The organism is Janthinobacterium sp. TPC_1 (assembly GCF_056037845.1).
This window is the reverse complement of sequence record NZ_CP195157.1, coordinates 5503687-5521822: the sequence shown is the minus strand read 5'-3', so window position 1 is coordinate 5521822 and position 18136 is coordinate 5503687. Positions and strand designations below refer to the sequence as shown.

Here is an 18136-nt window from a genome sequence, read left to right as displayed (position 1 = left end):
TAAGCAGAACATGCACGAACAAAAAAACACAAATTGCACGTACACCGGAGGAGACATGAATTTCGCAGCATTTTATCAACGCTCGATCGACACGCCTGACGCTTTCTGGCGCGAGGAAGCGGACAAGATCGACTGGCACACCCCGTTTTCGCAAGTGCTCGATTATTCCCGCCCGCCTTTCGCCAAATGGTTCGTCGGCGGCACCACCAATTTGTGCCATAACGCCGTTGACCGCTGGGTGGACAGCCAGGGCGACGCCGCCGCGCTGATCGCCATTTCCACCGAAACGAACACGGAGCGCAGCTACAGCTTTCGCGAACTGCAGCGCGAAGTGGAACGCTGCGCCGCCATTTTGCTGTCGCTGGGCGTCGTCAAGGGCGACCGCGTCCTGATCTACATGCCGATGATCGCCGAGGCGGCGTTTGCCATGCTCGCGTGCGCCCGCATCGGCGCCGTGCATTCCGTGGTGTTCGGCGGTTTTGCCGCCAACAGCCTGGCCAGCCGCATCGACGATGCACAGCCCAAGCTGGTGTTTTCCGCCGATGCCGGTTCGCGCAACGGCAAGGCGATCGCCTACAAGCCGCTGCTCGACGAAGCCATCCGCATCGCCGCGCACAAGCCGCTGCAGGTGCTGCTGGTCGACCGCCATCTGGTGCCGATGGAACTGACGCCGGGCCGCGACGTCGATTACGCGACCCTGCGCGAGCAGCACCTGGACGCGCGGGTGCCCGTCGCCTGGCTCGAATCGAACGAGCCTTCGTACGTACTGTACACCTCGGGCACGACGGGCAAGCCGAAGGGCGTGCAGCGCGACGTGGGCGGCTATGCGGTGGCGCTGGCCTCGTCGATGCAGTACAACTTCTGCGGCAAGCCCGGCGAAACCTTCTTTGCCACCTCGGATATCGGCTGGGTGGTGGGCCATTCCTACATCGTGTATGGCCCGCTGATCGCCGGCATGGCCACCATCCTGTACGAGGGCTTGCCGATCTGCCCCGATGCGGGCATCTGGTGGAGCATCGTTGAAAAATACAAGGTCACGCGCATGTTCTCGGCGCCGACGGCCATCCGCGTGCTGCGCAAGCATCCGGTGGAACTGATGCGCAAATACGACCTGTCCTCCCTGAAGGCGCTGTACCTGGCGGGCGAGCCGCTCGATGAAACCACCTCGCAATGGATCGCTGACGAGCTGAAAGTGGACATCATCGACAACTACTGGCAGACGGAGACGGGCTGGCCGATTTTGTCGGTGGCGAAAGGCGTGGCCGACACCCCGACGCGCCTGGGCAGTCCGGGTCTGGCCATGTACGGCTACCAGGTCAAACTGCTCAACGAGGCGACGGGCGAGGAGTGCGGCGCCAACGAGAAGGGCGTGCTGGTGCTGGAAGGCCCGCTGCCGCCGGGCTGCTGCATGCAGACGGTCTACGGCGACGATGCGCGTTTCGTCGACACCTACTGGTCCACCTTCGGCGGGCGGCAAGTGTATTCCACCTTCGACTGGGGCGTGCGCGACGCGGACGGCTATTATTTTATTCTGGGCCGCACCGATGACGTCATCAACGTGGCCGGCCACCGCCTGGGCACGCGCGAGATCGAGGAAAGCATCACCAGCCATCCGAACGTGTCGGAAGTGGCGGTGGTGGGCGTGGAGGACAAGCTCAAAGGCCAGGTGGCGATGGCTTTCGTGATCCTGAAGAATCCGCAGGGCGTCGACAGCATCGAGGCGAAGGCGCTGCTGGAACGCGAAGTGATGGCCGTGGTCGACCGTCAGCTGGGCGCCGTGGCGCGGCCCGCGCGCGTGCTGTTCGTGGCGCAGCTGCCGAAGACGCGTTCGGGCAAGCTGCTGCGCCGTTCGATCCAGGCCATCTGCGAAGGACGCAGCCCGGGCGACCTGACGTCGATGGACGATCCGGCATGCTTGCAGCACATTCAAAGCGCACTGGCAGTCTGATCGGCCTGACGGGCCCTCATCACGATGGGCCCGTACCCAGGCGCAGGCGATCGATAGTTGCGAAAAAATAAAAATGAACCTTTTTTCATTGGCGTCCGTCTTATGGAAAGGAGATACGGCCGCTGCCTGTCAGGCTTGCACTGCACTGCACTGCACTGCTGTTTTCTCCCTATTCATACCAGTCCTGATATCCATCCTCACCATGACGGGAGACGACCATGCCGGCGAATAAACAATACTATTGCAGTTGTTTTACGAGCAAAGACATCGACCCCAAGCAGCGCGAGGTGCTTGAGCACCAGACCAAGGGCGTCCTTTTGCGGGACGCGAAATGGCCGGATCATAGCGTCATCACCATACGTTTTCTTGAGGGCAATGCGGAATTGCAAGAGCGGGTGCGCCAGGTTGCCAATGAATGGGACAAGCTGGCGAATCTGACATTCTCATTCGTCCAGCACGGCCCTAGCGACGTGCGCATCGCATTCCAGCAGGGGAATGGTTCGTGGTCTTACATGGGCACCATGTGCAGGAGCATACCGGAACCGAAGCCGACGATGAACTTCGGCTGGCTGACGACGGGGTCCAGCGATGAGGAAGTGCGCAGCGTGGTACTGCATGAATTCGGCCATTTGCTCGGCTTGACGCATGAACACATGAACCCCAGGGACGGCGGCATCAAATGGAACCGCGATGCCGTGATCCGCGACCTGAGCGGGCCGCCGAACAACTGGGACATGGATACGATCGAGCGCAACATGTTCCAGAAGTATACGCTGGATCAGGTGGTGGCGACCAAGCTGGATCGTGATTCGATCATGATGTATCCGATCCCGCTGGCGTGGACGGAGGATGGCACCTCGGTCGGCTTCAATTCCCGCTTGTCCGAGCAGGACAAGAAATTCATCAGAGATACCTACCGATAAGCGAGGGGGATATATGCCGGACCATGCGATATTAATCGGCATTGACGACTATCCGGGACTGGGCGAGGATAAACAACCGGCCAGGCTGCTCGGCCCCGTTAACGATGTCGATGCCATCAAGGAGTGGTTGCTGGATCCGCAAGGCGGCGCCTTTGCCGATGACAGCACGATCCACGTCATTATTTCCGATGCCGCGGCGGTCGTGGCGGGCAAGCCCCGGCCCACGGGCTCCGAACTGGAGGCGGCGCTGGCGCGGATCGCCGACCTTGCCGAAGCCAACCGGCTAGCTCGCAAGAGCATGCAGGTGGGGGAGCGTCTGTACCTGTTCATGACGGGCCATGGTTTTTCGAGCCGGCGCAATAGTGCTTGCCTGTTTACCGCCGATGCCACGCCGCGCATGAATGCCCATATCCACGCCACCGGTTGGCTCAACTGGCTGCAGGACAGCGCACTGTTTCGTGAATTCGTGCTGTGGATGGACTGCTGCATGGATCGCATGGCGCTCGAGCCGGTGCGCGATCCGCTGTTGAACGTGATTAATGCCGGCATCCCGCCGCGGGCCAACTTTGTGGCTTTTGCCGCGCAGCGGCCGTTGAAGGCGGTCGAAAGGCTCATGCCGGCCGACGGCAAGGTGCACGGGGTGTTTACCTGGGCCTTGCTGCAAGGCTTGCGCGGGGCGGCGGCCGACCATAACGGCCGGGTCACGGGGCGCAGCCTGGCCGACTGGGTGCGCAATGCCCAGTCGGCCCTGATGACGGAGGACCAACGCGCCAGCAGCGAGGTCGCGCTGGAACCTGAAATCCTGCAGGAGGACCGCGCGCTGGTTTTCGCCCGCGGCATCGCACCATTGCGCTATCGCGTGGCGTTCGAATTCGCGCCTGAGGCGCTTGGCCATGCCGCCTGGCTGTGGAGCGGCGTGCCGCCTGTCGCGCAGCAGTTCACCGTCGATGGAACGGAGCAGTTGCTGGCGCCGGGACTTTACTTGCTGCAGGTACCGGCCCTGGGCTTGTCGCAGGGCTTTGAAGTGCTGTGCGACATGCGGGTTCAGGTACAGGAAACGGGGCCTGAGGTCGAGATGCCCGCAGTGGAGGAAATCTTCCGCCTCAAGGTCGATCCGGGGAACCTGACCACGGAGATCTTTGTCATCGATCAGCGCCTGTCGCTGGTTGACAGCCAGCCAGGGAGCTTGGCGGTGTCATTGCCGTTCGGCTTGTTCAAGATCAAGATGCGCTCCGGCCGCGCCATCAGCCAGCGCGTCATCATGCTCGATCGCGACAATATATCGATCGATGCCGCCAGCGTCACGCTTCCGCCATCGGCGGTAGTCCCCTTGCCTGGAGCAACATCCTCGCTGCCGGCGCATACCGAAGCCCGAATGCGGGCGCTCGAGGCGGCCAGCAGGCAGGCGGTCGATGCGGGCAACGGAGTGCTGCTGCTCATGGTGCGCGCCTATGCTGGCGGAAATGCCAAGTTGATGCACAGCGAACCGTGGCACGGTGTATCCGTCGTCGATGCCGACGGTACCACCGTTTTCGATTGCGCGCGCGATGCGGCATTGCAGCGCGACGCCGATCCGTATGCCGTGGGCAGCAGGGAGCTGGTGCCTGGTCCGTATTTCCTGCGCCAGACGTTGAAGGATGGCACCGTACTGGAACAGAGTTTGATTATCCGCAAGGGATGGCGGCTGGAAGTGTACCTGTTGCGCCGAGGTACCCCCGGCACGGACAAGCTATCCGTGCGGCCGCGTGTGTCGCTGATGATGCACAGGGTCGTAACGGGCGCTCCGTTGGATTATGGCAGTGATCAACTGGCCGAGAACGCCCGTCTGGCGCTTGCCGACGAACGGCGCATACTCAGTGATGGTCTGGAAGACCTGTTGCTGCAAAATGCAGACAATCCTATCCTCGGCCTCATAGGCGCCCACCTGTTGCTGCTGGAGTTCGAGCGCGACCGGTATCGTCCCATGGGCAAACTCGATCCTGTCGTGCAATCGTTACTGCCTCTGCTCGGATCCACGCACCCTGACTGGGTGGCGCTGGCCCTGCAGTGCCCCGACATCAGGGTGCCGCAGGATGTGGCGCTCGATGGGCCGCCCCTGTTCGCGCGCAGCTGGCCCTTGCTGGTGCGGGCTGCGCAAGGTGGACGTATCAACCTTCCTTCCGCCATGTGGAGCCGGGTACAGGCGCTTGCCCCCTTGCCACCGTTTATGGCGTGGGCTATCGATGCGGATATCCGGAATGCCGTAAGCGCTACCTTGCGCAAGGCCCTCGCTTCGCCTGCGCCTGTCGTCCCTGCCATGGCCATGGCGCCGCCTGCGCAGGCCGATCCCTGGCAGATGAAGGCGCGGCAATTGCAGCTGCCGCCATCCGCGCTGGAACTGCTGGTACCCGCGCCGCTGCCATGACGCCTGGCCGCCTTGCGTTGGGGCAGCATTTGACATTGACCTTTCAGCGTTTCCGTTATCCGCCGACGGGTTTGGTTGAGCAACCTCCTGCCAGTCTCGGTGCGCTGCCAATCGGGCGCAATGCGGCAGGTGCATGGCTGCTGCCGCTGGCGGACGAAGAGTGTTTCTGGATCGGGATGGCCGAGAACCGGGCGGTGGTGCCATCGATGCTGGCGGTAATGGCCGAGCTGGGGGACGCAACACGGGTTGATGCAGTATCGGGCCAGCCATGGGATTGGGGCAGTCCTGGCGAGCTGGCCTTGCCTGGCGTCCTGTGGCTTGCCGGCATACGCCAGCAGGGCGCTACGCCCGTATGGAAAGTATTCGGCCATAAATACTCCGGACCCGCAGCAGCGTCCTGCGTTTCCTTGACGTTCAGGCTGCGTACCTGTCCTCCTGGCGAGGACGATATTGCCGTGCGCATCGATATCGTCGATTACGTCAGCTTCGCCCATGCCACCGGCGTTGCGGCGCCCCTGCCGATGGACGATGCCGCCGCCTACAAGGGATGGCGCTTGCCCTGAGATGCGCGTCGCGCCTGTTCAGATCCGGTCGCTTTCCTTGCGCACGACCCGGCCGACGATCAGGCATTCATTGCCACGGCATAGCTTGCGGTGGTATTTGCGCTGGTCCGGGTTGTCCGACGTCAGCCACCACTCGCCGATATCGCGCGCCATGCGCTTGACCACCGGCTCGCCTTCGTAATTGATGGCAAACACGATGCCGTCGGCCGGCCGGTTGTCGGCCGTATTGATGATCACCACGTCGTCCTCGTACAGGGCCGGCTCCATGCTCTCGCCCTTGACCTTGATCGCCACCAGTTTTTCTGGGTGGTAGCCATTGCGCTCGACCCAGCTGCGCGGCACGCTGATGGTGCTGCCGTCGTGCGTTTCCGGTTCGATGGCAAAGCCCGTGATCCCGGCCGACAGGCGCAATTTGACCTTGCGAATCGGGTAGAAACGCTCGTCCTCGCCATCTTCCACGACCACAGGCTGCACGCCGGCCAGCGCGCGTGCGGCCAGCGCCGCCTGGTCGGGCGCCGCGCCCTGGTCGAAATACATGCTGTCCAGTTGCAGGTCCGCTTCCAGCTTGCGCGCGATCTTCTCGCTGAAGGCACGTCCCTCGCGGTAGGTGGGCGAGAGGATTTGCGAGATGCGCGCCTCGCTCCAGCCGCTGACGTCGGAAATCTTCTTGCGTGTGTTGTCGTAGTGTTCGCGGATCAGGGCCAGCAGCGGTCGCGTCTGTATTGATACATATTCATCTCCACATTAAACCTGAAATTTACCGTTTGATAAATTACCAAATGCTTGACTTTAACATTAGCGATTGATAAAGTCCACTCGTTGCCTGTCGCAAACGTACTACAGCGTTTACCGGTGGGCGACACCACGGGAGGTCAGGCAGATGTTGAACAGCAGTCAGTCGGTTGAAAGCAGGGCGGTGCCGCGGCAGGGGCGCCAGTTACAGGGACGCAGCAAGAAGTCGCAGCTGCATATCGCCCGCATCGCACAGTACATTCGCGAGCAGGGCCAGGCCAGCGCGGCGCAATTGTCCGCCTTGCTGGGACTCGATGCGGGCACCATGAGCCGCTATTTGCGCCACATGTGCGGCATGGGACAGATTCACCTGGCGCAGCGCCATTGCACGGAGCCGGGGCGCCAGCGGCCCGCCCTGTATGCGCTGGGCGAGCAGGACGACGAGGTCGACGGCTGGGCCGAACTGCCGCCGCAGCAGTGCGCCGCACGGCCAGCTGGCCACGCGGTGCGGCGCGCCGCGATCCGCTGGTGGCGGCCCTGTTCGGACCGGCGCAGGAAAATTAAGACCAGAATCAACGAGGAGAAAATCATGGGATTTGCAGAAAAATTCATCGCATCGCTGTCGTCGCAGAACCTGCGCGACGATGCCGTCCACCACGACCTGGACGTGATCGCGGCCGCCGCGCTGGCCGGCGACATGGGCGCCTTGCTGTGCCGCGTCAAATACGCGGACGGCACCGTCAGCCGCCTGTTCGAAGGCAATGCGGGCAACCTGGCGCAGCTGCTGCGCGCCTGGACGGCGGCAGTGACGCAGAAGGGCCGCGCGCGGCGCTGGGTCAAGGCGCATACGGCCTGGGATGCGCAGGCAGCCAATACCCTGTACCGCCGCGTGGCCGAAGCCTCGCTCGCGCATTGGCTCGACAGCAAATGCAAGGTATGCCATGGTACGGGCGTCGTCGCCGCCATGCAGGCCGGCGCGCGCCCGTCGTCTGCAAGGCTTGCCACGGCGCCGGCGAAGCGGCCATCAGCTGCTCCGGCGGTTTCGAGCTCGAACGCATCAAGGACATGGTCAGCGAGCTGGAAAGCATTTTTCAGTCGCACGGCGCCCGCGCCATGCGCCGCCTGGGTCACTGAAAAGTTTTTTGCAATATGCCTGGCCCTGAAAAAAATGCCCCTACAATAGAGTCTCGATCACGCAGCAACAGCAACACCGGCAACACCGCAGGACCACATGCTTCTCCACTCGTAATAGACGCGCTTTCGGCGCGACACCGATAGGGGAAATCAGCGCAGCGAACCGCCTTCATGGCCCCCTTCGCCCATTCCGTCCGGCACGGCCTCGCGCCATCCGGACGCCAGCCCGCCGCCTCACCGCGCGGGCTTTTTATTTTCCCGATACTTGGCAGTTCCACCCCTCAAGACCACAGCTGTGGTCTTTTTTTTCATCCCACGAAAGGTATTACTTATGGCATCGACAGCAAACGGCATCGACAGCTTGATCGTTATCAGCAAACAAAGCGCCGAAGGCAGCAAGGCCGCCGCCGGCGGCGGCCAGATTTATCCCCGCGTCACGGCCACCTTCGACACGGAAGCGGACAAATACGCCAGCGCCGAAATCGACGCCAGCCAGCAGCAGGGCGATACCCGCCTGGGCAATTTCCGCACCACGGGCGCCATCAAGGCCGAAGCGGCGTGCGGCACCTATGCGCCGCTGATGGCAGCGCTGCTGCGCCGCGACTTCACGGCCGGCGGCGTCGCTGCCGCGCAAACCACCATCGCTGCCGCCGCCTCCGGCCTGACGCGCAGCGCCGGTTCCTGGCTGGCCGAGGGCTTTCGCGCCGGCAGCGTGGTGCGCATCACCGGCATGACGGCGCCGGCCGCCGCCAACAATGCTAAGAACTTCTTCGTCACGTCGGTGACGGCGACCAACCTGAATGGCCAGTTCATGGACGGTTCGGCCATGATCGTCAAGGCGGCCGGCACTCGGTCGGCGTGGCGGCCGTGGGCAAGCGCAGCTTCACCCCCTTGAGCGGCCACACCACCGACTGGTTCACGGCCGAAGTGCAGGACCCGAAGATCGGCGTGCACCGCAGCTTCGTCGACCAGCTGGTCAGCAAGATGGACATCGCCGTGCAGCCGAACGGCATCACCAGCCTGGACTTCACCCTGATGGGCAAGGCGGAAGGCCCGACCACGGCCGTGCCGTACTTCCCCACGCCGCTGGCCGCGCCGGTTTCCGGCAAGTTCTCGGGCGCCACGGCGATGCTGTCGGTGAACGGCATCCCGTCGCAGATCTGCACCGGCATGTCCGTCTCGCTCGATGGTCAGGTCAAGGTCGATCCGGTGATCGGCTCGAAGTACGCCACGGCCGCCTCGCGCGGCAAGGTGATGGGCTCGGGCCAGTTCACGGTGCTGCTGCAGGACGCCACCTACCTCGACTACTTCAAGTCCGAGACGGAAATCCCGCTGGCCTACGCCATGGCGTCGGGCACGGCGCCGACCGCCGACGTGCTGGCGCTGGCCATGGGCCGCATCAAGATCACCTCGGCCAAGATCGACGACGGCGAGAAAAACAAGATCGTCACCTGCGCCTTCGACGTCCTGCGCTACAAGGGCGCCGACGCGCAGCATGAAGCGACCACCTTGAGCATCCAGGACAGCGCGCTGTAAGCGGCTAGTACCTGTACCGGGGCCGCCTTGGTGGCGGCCTTTTTACTTTTACCTCAATCAAGAAAGAAAAAATATATGAACAACGCACAAATGATCGCCTCGGCTGGTTTTGATATCTCCCTGTTGAATGATGGCAACAAGGCTGTGGACCAGGTTCACCTGGTGTCGGTGCTGTTTGACGATGACGGCGCGCACAAGGCGGGCTTTGACATCGTCAGCAAAAATTCCGATCAGTACCGTGCCGTGATCCGTGAAACGTCGGTGGTGGCGATCAAACGCTCGGTGCAAAAAAGCAAGCAAATCGATGCAAAGACGGACGAAGGCGCGGCGGAACTGTATGACCTGGCGGAAAACCGCAACATGAAGATCGCCATCGCTGTGGTGGTGGGCATGCCTGGTTTCGTCGACAAGGGCGTGCCGGTACAACCTTCCCCGGCTTTGCTGAAGGCGATTTTTGAAAAAATGCCGTCCTGGCAGGAAAAAGTGCTGGCTGCGCTCGAGGCGGACGGCAATTTTTTGACGGTCTAGCCACCGCCTTGCTGCTCTTTGCCGACGAACAGTTTGAGCGTTCGGCAAAGGCGGCCGATGGCAATGCGAAAGGCGAGCACCTGGATGCCGCGAAGCGCCATCCACTTTACCGGGAGCCGCAGGCTCCCGTTCGCGCGCAACTGCCGTTTGAACTGGCGCATGTGTGGCAGTTTTTTGTGCAGATGAGCCGCAAGCGGCAGAACGGCATGGCGGTCAATCCCTTGAGCAGCCTGGATATCCTGGCATGGCAACTGCGGCATCGTATCCGTCTGACGGTATGGGAAGAGGAACTGGTCGATCAGCTCGACGCAGCGTATATCTCCCATCAAAACAGTTCGCTTTAGCCCTGGTTTTGCCCTGATTTTTACAGCAGAGGTGACACGGAAAACACAACAGCCGTCGCGAAGGTGGCCTCGATTGCACAGTCACCTTTGCGGTGGCTTTTTTTATGGGTAAATTATGACCGTTGAAATTGAAACATTACAGATACGCATCGATACGCTCAGTGTGCGCATTGCCGCAGATGACCTGGAACGAATGCGCGAGGCCAGCGAACGGGCTGCCAAGTCGACTTTCAAACTTGAAGATGTCACGAAAAAATACACGGAGATACTGTCCAGCCTGGGTATTTCCAACAATATCGGCCAGATCGTCAAACTGTCCGACGAATATACGAAACTGACTGCGCAATTGCGCATGTCGACCAGTTCCACGCAGGAATATGGCGAGGCGTACGACAACGTCAAGCGCATTGCCGCCTCGGGGCAGACGGACCTTGCTGCCACAGCGGGGTTGTATGCCCAAATGAACGATGCGACCAAAAAACTGGGCATCAGCCAGGCCGAAGTGGCCGGCATCACCGAGGCCCTCAATCTGGGCGTCAAGGTCAGCGGCGCCTCCGCGGCCGATTCCGCTACCGCCGTCAAGGGGCTGTCCGATGCCTTCGCCGATGGCGCCTTGAGCAGCCAGCAATTTAACGCCATCAGCCAGGCCGCCCCTGAAGTCATGGCGGCAATGGCCGCCGGTCTGGGCGTGTCGCAAGAAGCGCTTGCCGGTTTTGCAGGCGCAGGATTGATCACCGCCGAGGTGATGGCCATCGCGCTGCCGAACGCGCTGGGCGAATTGCGCAAGGAAGCCGTGCAGTTCGAAACCATCGGCGGCAGCTTTACAGTCTTGAGCAATAACGTGATGGAATTCACGGCGAGGCAGGCGGAGTCGAGCGGCGCCGTGCGCCTGATGACGAGCGGCCTCGAATTTCTGTCGAATAACCTGACCCTGGTCGTTGGCGTGCTGGAAACGCTGACCACCGCGAAATTTGGCGCCTGGGCTGCCGGCGTCGTCGTGGCTACGTATAGCAAGGTCACGGCCAACCGGGCCTTGCTTGCATCCACCCTGGCGGCGGCGAATGCCGACGTGACGGCGACCGCCGCCACCTCGGTACTGGCGACCGCGCGCGTGGCTGAATTGCAAGCGACGATACGCGCCAGCCAGGCCGACGTGGCGCTGGCGTTGACCACCAATGGACTGATCCCGGCCCAGGCCCGCGCTGCAGTTGCCGCCGAGGCCCATGCGGCTGCATTGGTGGCGCAAACGACTGCAACGCGCGCTGCATCCGTGGCTGCTGGGGTGCTGAAGGGAGCCTTGGCATTCATGGGCGGTTATATCGGCTTGCTGGTGACTGTCGTAGGATTAGGTGTTACTGCCTGGAATATGTGGGGGAATTCATCGAAGGACAATGCGGAGAAGGCCGTAGAGCCCATGCGCAAAAGTACCAAAGATATCATTGCTGAACTCGACAAGCAGATGGTTCAGCTGGCAAAGCGCAATGAGCTGGCAAAGCTGGGCGTGTCCGGGCAGGGATTGGATACCCCGGCTGGCGCGCGCATGATAGAGATATCGACGGAAATGGAGGCGGTGCGCAATCGCACGGGGAAATACAAGTCCCTGGACAAGGCCGGGTTGGACAGCAGCCTGGCAAGGCTCCAGAGTGAGTTCGATGAGCTGCGCGGCAAGCTGAAGCAGCTTGAGGAGCAAGGCGCGGAGGGCAAACCGAAGAATGGACCGGCTACACGCGTGCCGATGCCTCCCGCTCCGCCAACGCCTTTCGAATCCATGATGGATGACATGCGTGGTAAAGCCCGCGACCTGAAGCGCGAGGCCGAAGGTTATGCCGAGCTGAATGAGGCACAACAGTTCGATTATCGGTTGAAAGAAATCCTGGCGGATCGGACGAGCAAAGTGACCGCGTCGCAGCAGGCGGGGTTCGACGTCAGGCGCAAGGTGATACAGGCCCATCTCGACGAGATCGAGGTGGACAAGATGGCCAGGGCAGCGGCGGAGCTGGCGCTGGCAGACGCGAAAGCGCTGTCCGATACACGGACGCAAGCCGTTGCCGATGCCGTCAAGGAGGCCGAAGCTGGCGAAAAGCTGGTAGCGGTGTATGGCATGAGCAAAGCCGCCATCGCGCAAAACGAAATGGCGCTGCTGAAGGAACAGCGCGCGGCGTTGGCGGTGGGCAAGGAAAATGCGGCCCAGATCGAGTATTTGAATGCTCTGATCGATGCCAAGCAGCGCAGCATGACGGCGACGGAAGGACTGGCCGCCAAGGAAGCGTCTGCCGCTGCGGCCAAGAAGGCCTCCGATGATTGGGCTGCCAGTGCCAAGGACATTGAAAAATCGCTGACTGACGCCTTCATGAATGGCTTCGAAGGTGGCAAGAACCTGGCGACGATGTTCAAGGACAAGTTGAAGAGCATGTTCAACAACCTCGTGCTGCAACCGATCATGTCGCCCATCGCGGCCGGCTTTGCCTCGTTCCTGAATCCGGGCGCGGCGCAGGCGCAGGGTAGCGTGGCCAACGGCGGCGGTATCCAGTCGCTCCTGAGTTCGGCGAAGGGCATCTACGATTCACTGTCCAGCGGACTTTCCGGTATTGGTACTTCGGTGGCCAATGGCGTGCAACGTGGCATGAGCATGCTGCAAGGCACCCCATACACGGCCGGGGCCAATGGCGCATTCGCCACCGGTGCGGGCGCGGCGGCAAGCGTCGCCGCCGGCGTCATGGGCGGCGTGTATGGCGGCAAGATGATTTCAGGAGAATATGGCCGCAATGGCATCGTCAATGCTGGCACGGCGATCGGGGCTGTCGTTGGCAGCGTTTTCCCGGTGATAGGTACTGCCGTGGGCGCGCTGGTGGGTGGCCTGCTGGGCGGAGCAGCGAACCGTCTGTTCGGCATGGGCGAGAAAAAGGTCAGCAGCGCCGGCATTTCCGGCAGTCTCGGTGCCGATGGCTTTACGGGAGAGAGTTATTCGAACTGGACCCAGAAAGGCGGCCTTTTCCGCAAGAATAAAAAAGGTACCGACCGCTCTGAAGTCGATGCCGAGCTGGCGGCATCGCTTGGCGATACGTATGCGCAGATGAAGGCGGTGACGGGCGCCTTCGCCAGCACATTGGGCGTCAACACGGATAGCCTGGCCACACGCACGCAGTCGCTCAATATTGTCATGACCAAGGACGACGCCGCGAACCAGAAAGCCATTGCCGACTTCTTTACCGGCGTCGGCGATGCGATGGCAAAGGAACTGGTGCCATCGCTGTCGCAGCTGAGCATGAAAGGCGAGTCGGCGAGCGCCGCGCTGCAGCGTCTGGCAGGCCACTACGCTGTTGTCGATGCGGTGCTGGCTACCCTGGGCAGCACCTCACAGCAGGCATTCGGCGCCGTTGGCGTGGCGTCCCTGGCGGCACGCGAGCAGTTGGTCAAGGCTGCCGGCGGTGTGGAAGCACTGGGAAATCGGACCGCGTTCTTTGCCGAAAACTACTTGACCGAAGCCGAGCGCCTGGCGCCAGTGCAAAAGCACGTGACGGAACAGATGGCAGCCCTGGGCTATGCCAGCGTGACCACGCGCGCGCAATTCAAGGACACGGTCTTGCAACTGGCCAATTCCGGCGCATTGGCCACCAAGACGGGCGCCGAGCAGTATGCGGGCCTGATGGCACTGGCCGATGCATTTGCGAAGACGCATGCGGCGACGGAAGACCTGACAAAATCGGAGCAGGGTATCGCCGACGAGCGCAAGGGCATCCAGGAAAAGCTCGACCAGATGACGATGACTTCGGCGCAATTGCGTGTCCGCGAGCGTACTTTGGTCGATGCTTCCAACCGGGCGCTATATGACCAGCTGCAGGCGCGGCAAGACATCGCCAGCGCCTACGAGACGGAATCCTCCGCCCTCAAATCCACCATCGATCGCCTGAAAACCTTCGGCGATGGCATCCGCTCTTTCAAGGATTCCCTGCTGCTGGGCAGCTTGTCGACCCTGACGCCAATGCAGAAAATGGCTGAGGCGCAGCGCCAGTATGAGGAAACGCTTGCCAAGGCGAAGACGGGTGACGCGGCGGCGCAATCGGCGCTGACGGCGGCGGCCACGGCGTACCTGACGGCGAACCAAGTAGTGAAATCATCGAGCGATGCCTATGCGGCCGATGCGGCACGGGTGCAGGCTGACCTGGCGGCGCTGGCTGCGATTGCCGGCACGCAGATGAGCGATGCGCAGAAGCAGTTGACGACCCTCGACACGCAGGTAGGGCAGTTGATCAATTTGAACAAGACGGCGGTCGGCATCAAGGAAGCGGTCGATGCGCTGGGCGCGGCATTGCGGGCAGGTGGCAACGTCGATATTACAGGCGGGATGCAGTTCGCGTCCGCTTTCGGCATGCCGTTTGCCGCCGTTGACGAGGTGGTGGTCGACGCGCCGGCGGCGCAAGCGATGCAGCGTTATATTTCAGTGCCGGCGACGGCGTCAACGAAGCGCTGGTGGCAGAGATCAAGGGCTTGCGCGAGGAAGTGCGTCAGCTGCGCGCCGATCAGGACCAGCAGACGGGCGCCATCATCAGCAGCAATTACGACGCCAATGAACGTGCCGCCGACAAGGTGTCAGCCGGCGCGTTGGAAGCGGCCCGTGCCACGGTCTGGGCCAGTCAATCGAAAGCGAGCATAGTATGAACGAAACCTTGAATGGGGCCATGAGCGACGCGCAGTTCACCGCGTGGCTGCGCAATCCCTCGGCGCGCCGTCTGGTGCTGATCGAGGTGGCCGTGTACAGCGGTGGACAGGAGCGTACCCGTTTCCTGAGCACGGGTGCGTATGTCACGGCGCCCGACGATACGCCGCCGAACCTGGCGTACCAGTCCATCGTCTCGACGGGCATGCAGTTCACCGAACAGCTTTCGCTGGACGGCGAGGCCAGTCTGTCGGCGGGCGACATCGAGATCCACAATCCGTCCGGCATCCGTGATGCCTGGCTCGATGATGTGTGGATGAACCGTCCGATTCGTGCCTGGATCGGCGATCCGCGCTGGCTCCGCGGTGACTTTCGCATGATCTTCAATGGCGTGGTGGCCGACATCGCGCCGAAAGGCCGTGACAGGCTGGCCCTGAAACTGCGCGACAAGCTGCAACGCCTGAATACGCCTGTCAGCGAGGCCAAGCTGGGGGGCGCGACGCCGAACAAGGACGCCGTGCTGCCGCTGGCCTTTGGCGAGGTGCACAACATCACGCCGCTGCTGGCCGATCCGGCCTTGCTGCAGTACCAGGTGCATGACGGCGCCATCCAAGGGATCATCGAAGTGCGCGACAACGGGTTGCCGGTACGAATGGCGGCTGACAAGGCCAGGGGCACCGTCATCCTGGCGGCGCCGCCTGCCGGGACAGTTACCGTGACTGTGCAGGGCGATCGTCCTGGCGCCTATGCCAATACGGTGGCCGCGCTGGTGCGGCGCCTGGCGACAGGCTACGGCAAGGCGGGCGACCGCTTTGCCGATGGCGACCTCGATACGCCCAACCTGGCGGCGTTTGATGCCGCGCATCCGCAAGCGGTGGGCCTGTTTCTGGCCGGTCGCACGAATGTGCTCAATGCCTGCCAGATGCTGGCGTCCAGCTTGGGCGCGCAGCTGGTGATGTCCCGCCTGGGGCAGCTGCGGCTGCTGCAAATCAGCCTGCCTCCCGCCGGCTCGCCGACGCAGGTAGGGCCGCAGCACATGGTGGCGGGCAGCCTGACGCCAGTCAGCCGCAGCGCACCGATGGCATCCGTCAAGCTGGGCTTCTGCAAGAACTGGACCGTGCAAACGGGTTTGCTGACCGGTATCCCAGTCCAGCACAAGGATTTGTTTGAAACGGAGTGGCTGACGGCCACCCTTGCGGACAGTGCGATACAGGCGGCCTACCGGCTCGACGCGGAACCGCTGCAGCAGGACACCATGCTGCTGCGCCGCGTCGATGCCGAGGCAGAGGCGCAGCGCCGCCTGGCAATTGGCCGCGTGCCGCGCATGGTTTACGAATTCGACGGCACGGCGGAGATGCTGGCGCTGGAATTGGGACAGGCCGTGACAGTCACGCATCCACGCTTTGGCATGGAAAACGGCGTGGCGGGGCAGGTTGTATCACTGGCCCCGGATTGGTTGACTGGACATGTGAAAGTGGGGTTTGTCGTATGAGTACCATCATGAATGACCGCGACGTGCTGTTGCAGGCAACGTCACCAAGGTTGACGGCGCCGGAAGCGGGGGCCGCGCTGCTGCTGACGGTGGACACGCCCGTGTTCCACGTCAGCACCAGCGGCGCCGGCTCGCCGGCCGCCATCAATTTCAAGGCCACGCAAATCAATTTGCCCGGCACGGTGCAATTCAGCTGTAGCGCTGGCGGCGTCCTGAGCGGCAGCGGCAACATGCGCAGCCTTGCCTATAGCGCCATGTCGGTGCAGCAGGTCACCGTTACCGCCACCTTGCTGCACGCACGACAGCGGCGTGACGTTCACGGCGCAGCAGATCGTCAATAAAGTGCAGGACGGCGCGAATGGCGTGCCTGGCTCGAATGGCAGCAGCGGCAAGTCAGCGCGTCAGTGCTTCACGCTGATCGACGGCTATGCGCTGGCCTTCGATCCGGCCAGCGTAACGGTACAGGGCGACGCCTATCCCCCCGTGGGTACCTGGGGCGAGACGCGTCCCTGGGGCGCGGCCATCAATGGCGCACCGGCGGAACGGCAGGTGTGGTTTCAGTCCAGCGGCAACTACGATCCGGTGACGAAGCAGACTGTATGGACGACGCCGTTCCAGAGTTATGCCAAGTTTGGCTCGCTGGAGGCGATTTCGACCAAGACGGGGGCGTTGACCTTCAGCGACACTTGCAAGTCCGCCAATGGCAATGTCGTCATTAATGCGGATGGCACGTTTTATTTGCGTTCGACGCCCAGCGAGGTGACTGGATATCAACGAATTGAACTCAATGCGAACGGATTTTACGTGTTCAATAAAGATGGCCGGGCGGTGATAGAACTGGGCATGGCTTTATGAGGGCCGCCGCGTTGATACTCCGTACCGATACAGGCCGGGTGATATTCGATTCACGGCAGGCGGCAGGCGGAGTCTGTCTTGGGATATTCGCCATTCCGGCGACAGGAAAAACCATCATCTTTCCTGGCTTGCCGCGTGGCCGCATGCCGATGGTGGTGTATGGCGATGGGCAAAATCATGTGGAGTGGTCCTATGACGAAACACTTGGCTATCCGCGTTTTATTTTTCCCGTTAGCAGCGGTTTGCCATCAACCAGTACGACGACAGCGGGGGTGTATTTGAAATGACAAATACACTTCGCATTCTGAATGCCGCTGGTGATCTTGTTGTCGATAGCGATACCCCTGGTACCGCCTGCATAGGTAAAGCGAATTTTTTGAAAATTGTGCAGCCTTACTACAAGGATGGCGCATGGCAGACAGGCTATTCCCAATATACGTTTGCCACGGATCGCCCGGTGCTGTGGGCGTTCGATTTGCCGCTTGGCCGGCGTGTCGGAATTTTTGGCACATCGTATCAGGATGGTGTCCATATGGTGGGGGTGTATTGCGGTGCCGGAGGAGATTGGGAAAAATTTGACAGGCAGGAAGCTGTAGATGTTTGGGCCTTTTCCACCATATCCCAGGCACGCTCAAAGTTTGGTTTGATCTTACGGCATAGTAAGGAGCACTACGTGACCCATGATTTTGGCACGCCGAATATCACTTTCCCGATTGCGTCCGGATCGCTGGGTGAAAGTGTCAGGATTCCTCCCGTTGACCGTCCAATCGCCATTGGAAATGCGCCTTTCTACAATGTTTCGTATTTTGATCTTGAGCCTGGCTACATCCTGACGAATCGCCGCTATTTTCTTTTGCGCACCGCGAACAATACGGTGGGATATTCGGCAGGGCTCACATTCAAGAGGATTGAATCGCAAGGCCAGCGGGGTAAAGACTCAACGGTAAGTCATCCTTCGCCATTCCTGGTAATAGATGGAAGCTTCCTGCCGTAGAGATATTTTGCAAATCACAGGAAAGA

Annotated in this window: 16 protein-coding genes; 15 read left to right on the top strand and 1 reads right to left on the bottom strand. The window is 61.7% G+C overall.

All coding sequences use genetic code 11. The features are described from left to right. Positions 1–10 precede the first annotated feature (10 nt). The 4 genes from ACQVLG_RS26825 to ACQVLG_RS26810 all read left to right on the top strand — a co-directional run bounded on the left by ACQVLG_RS26825 (position 11) and on the right by ACQVLG_RS26810 (position 5838). Positions 11–1948, top strand: coding sequence for a propionate--CoA ligase (locus tag ACQVLG_RS26825; RefSeq protein WP_474291813.1), 1938 nt, complete (start codon positions 11–13; stop codon positions 1946–1948). 218 nt (positions 1949–2166) lie between these two features. After that, positions 2167–2871, top strand: a complete 705-nt coding sequence (locus ACQVLG_RS26820) for a M12 family metallopeptidase (protein ID WP_230539373.1) — start codon at positions 2167–2169, stop codon at positions 2869–2871. 13 nt (positions 2872–2884) lie between these two features. Continuing rightward, entirely contained in the window at positions 2885–5275 is a 2391-nt protein-coding gene (locus tag ACQVLG_RS26815) for a caspase family protein (RefSeq protein ID WP_474291812.1), read from the top strand. After that, the gene (locus ACQVLG_RS26810; RefSeq protein ID WP_474291811.1) at positions 5272–5838 is read left to right on the top strand and encodes a hypothetical protein; all 567 of its coding nucleotides are present in this window, start codon (positions 5272–5274) and stop codon (positions 5836–5838) included. Before ACQVLG_RS26815 ends, ACQVLG_RS26810 begins: the two co-directional genes overlap by 4 nt. Positions 5839–5856: 18 nt before the next feature. Here the strand turns inward: ACQVLG_RS26810 and ACQVLG_RS26805 are convergent, their stop codons facing one another. Continuing rightward, entirely contained in the window at positions 5857–6375 is a 519-nt protein-coding gene (locus ACQVLG_RS26805; protein ID WP_474291810.1) for a S24 family peptidase, read from the bottom strand. A gap of 343 nt (positions 6376–6718) precedes the next feature. On the opposite strand from ACQVLG_RS26805, the gene ACQVLG_RS26800 reads away from it, so the two are divergent. The 11 genes from ACQVLG_RS26800 to ACQVLG_RS26750 all read left to right on the top strand — a co-directional run bounded on the left by ACQVLG_RS26800 (position 6719) and on the right by ACQVLG_RS26750 (position 18110). Beyond that, positions 6719–7753 carry a FeoC-like transcriptional regulator gene (locus ACQVLG_RS26800; RefSeq protein ID WP_474291809.1) on the top strand — a complete coding sequence of 345 codons (1035 nt, stop codon included), beginning with the start codon at positions 6719–6721 and terminating at the stop codon, positions 7751–7753. A 282-nt stretch (positions 7754–8035) separates the two neighbouring features. Next, positions 8036–8599: a phage tail tube protein gene (locus tag ACQVLG_RS26795; protein WP_474291808.1), complete on the top strand. Its 564-nt coding sequence runs from the start codon at positions 8036–8038 to the stop codon at positions 8597–8599. Further along, a complete protein-coding gene (locus ACQVLG_RS26790; protein WP_474291807.1) occupies positions 8572–9240 on the top strand; it encodes a phage tail tube protein in 669 nt (222 codons plus the stop codon). Before ACQVLG_RS26795 ends, ACQVLG_RS26790 begins: the two co-directional genes overlap by 28 nt. A gap of 27 nt (positions 9241–9267) precedes the next feature. Further along, positions 9268–9768, top strand: a complete 501-nt coding sequence (locus tag ACQVLG_RS26785; protein WP_474291806.1) for a hypothetical protein — start codon at positions 9268–9270, stop codon at positions 9766–9768. An 8-nt stretch (positions 9769–9776) separates the two neighbouring features. Continuing rightward, positions 9777–10112, top strand: a complete 336-nt coding sequence (locus ACQVLG_RS26780) for a phage tail assembly chaperone (protein ID WP_474291805.1) — start codon at positions 9777–9779, stop codon at positions 10110–10112. Positions 10113–10227: 115 nt separating this feature from the next. After that, positions 10228–14766 (top strand): tape measure protein, encoded by a 4539-nt coding sequence (locus ACQVLG_RS26775; RefSeq protein WP_474291804.1) that lies wholly within the window; start codon positions 10228–10230, stop codon positions 14764–14766. A gap of 1 nt (position 14767) precedes the next feature. After that, the gene (locus ACQVLG_RS26770) at positions 14768–16261 is read left to right on the top strand and encodes a hypothetical protein (protein WP_474291803.1); all 1494 of its coding nucleotides are present in this window, start codon (positions 14768–14770) and stop codon (positions 16259–16261) included. 8 nt (positions 16262–16269) lie between these two features. Then, positions 16270–16602 carry a hypothetical protein gene (locus tag ACQVLG_RS26765; protein ID WP_474291802.1) on the top strand — a complete coding sequence of 111 codons (333 nt, stop codon included), beginning with the start codon at positions 16270–16272 and terminating at the stop codon, positions 16600–16602. Continuing rightward, on the top strand, positions 16571–17116 hold the full coding sequence (locus ACQVLG_RS26760; protein ID WP_474291801.1) for a hypothetical protein: 546 nt from the start codon (positions 16571–16573) through the stop codon (positions 17114–17116). The genes ACQVLG_RS26765 and ACQVLG_RS26760 overlap by 32 nt, the downstream gene beginning before the upstream one ends. An 11-nt stretch (positions 17117–17127) precedes the next feature. Next, positions 17128–17403, top strand: coding sequence for a hypothetical protein (locus ACQVLG_RS26755; RefSeq protein ID WP_474291800.1), 276 nt, complete (start codon positions 17128–17130; stop codon positions 17401–17403). After that, entirely contained in the window at positions 17400–18110 is a 711-nt protein-coding gene (locus tag ACQVLG_RS26750; protein ID WP_230539386.1) for a hypothetical protein, read from the top strand. Before ACQVLG_RS26755 ends, ACQVLG_RS26750 begins: the two co-directional genes overlap by 4 nt. The last annotated feature ends 26 nt before the right edge of the window (positions 18111–18136 follow it).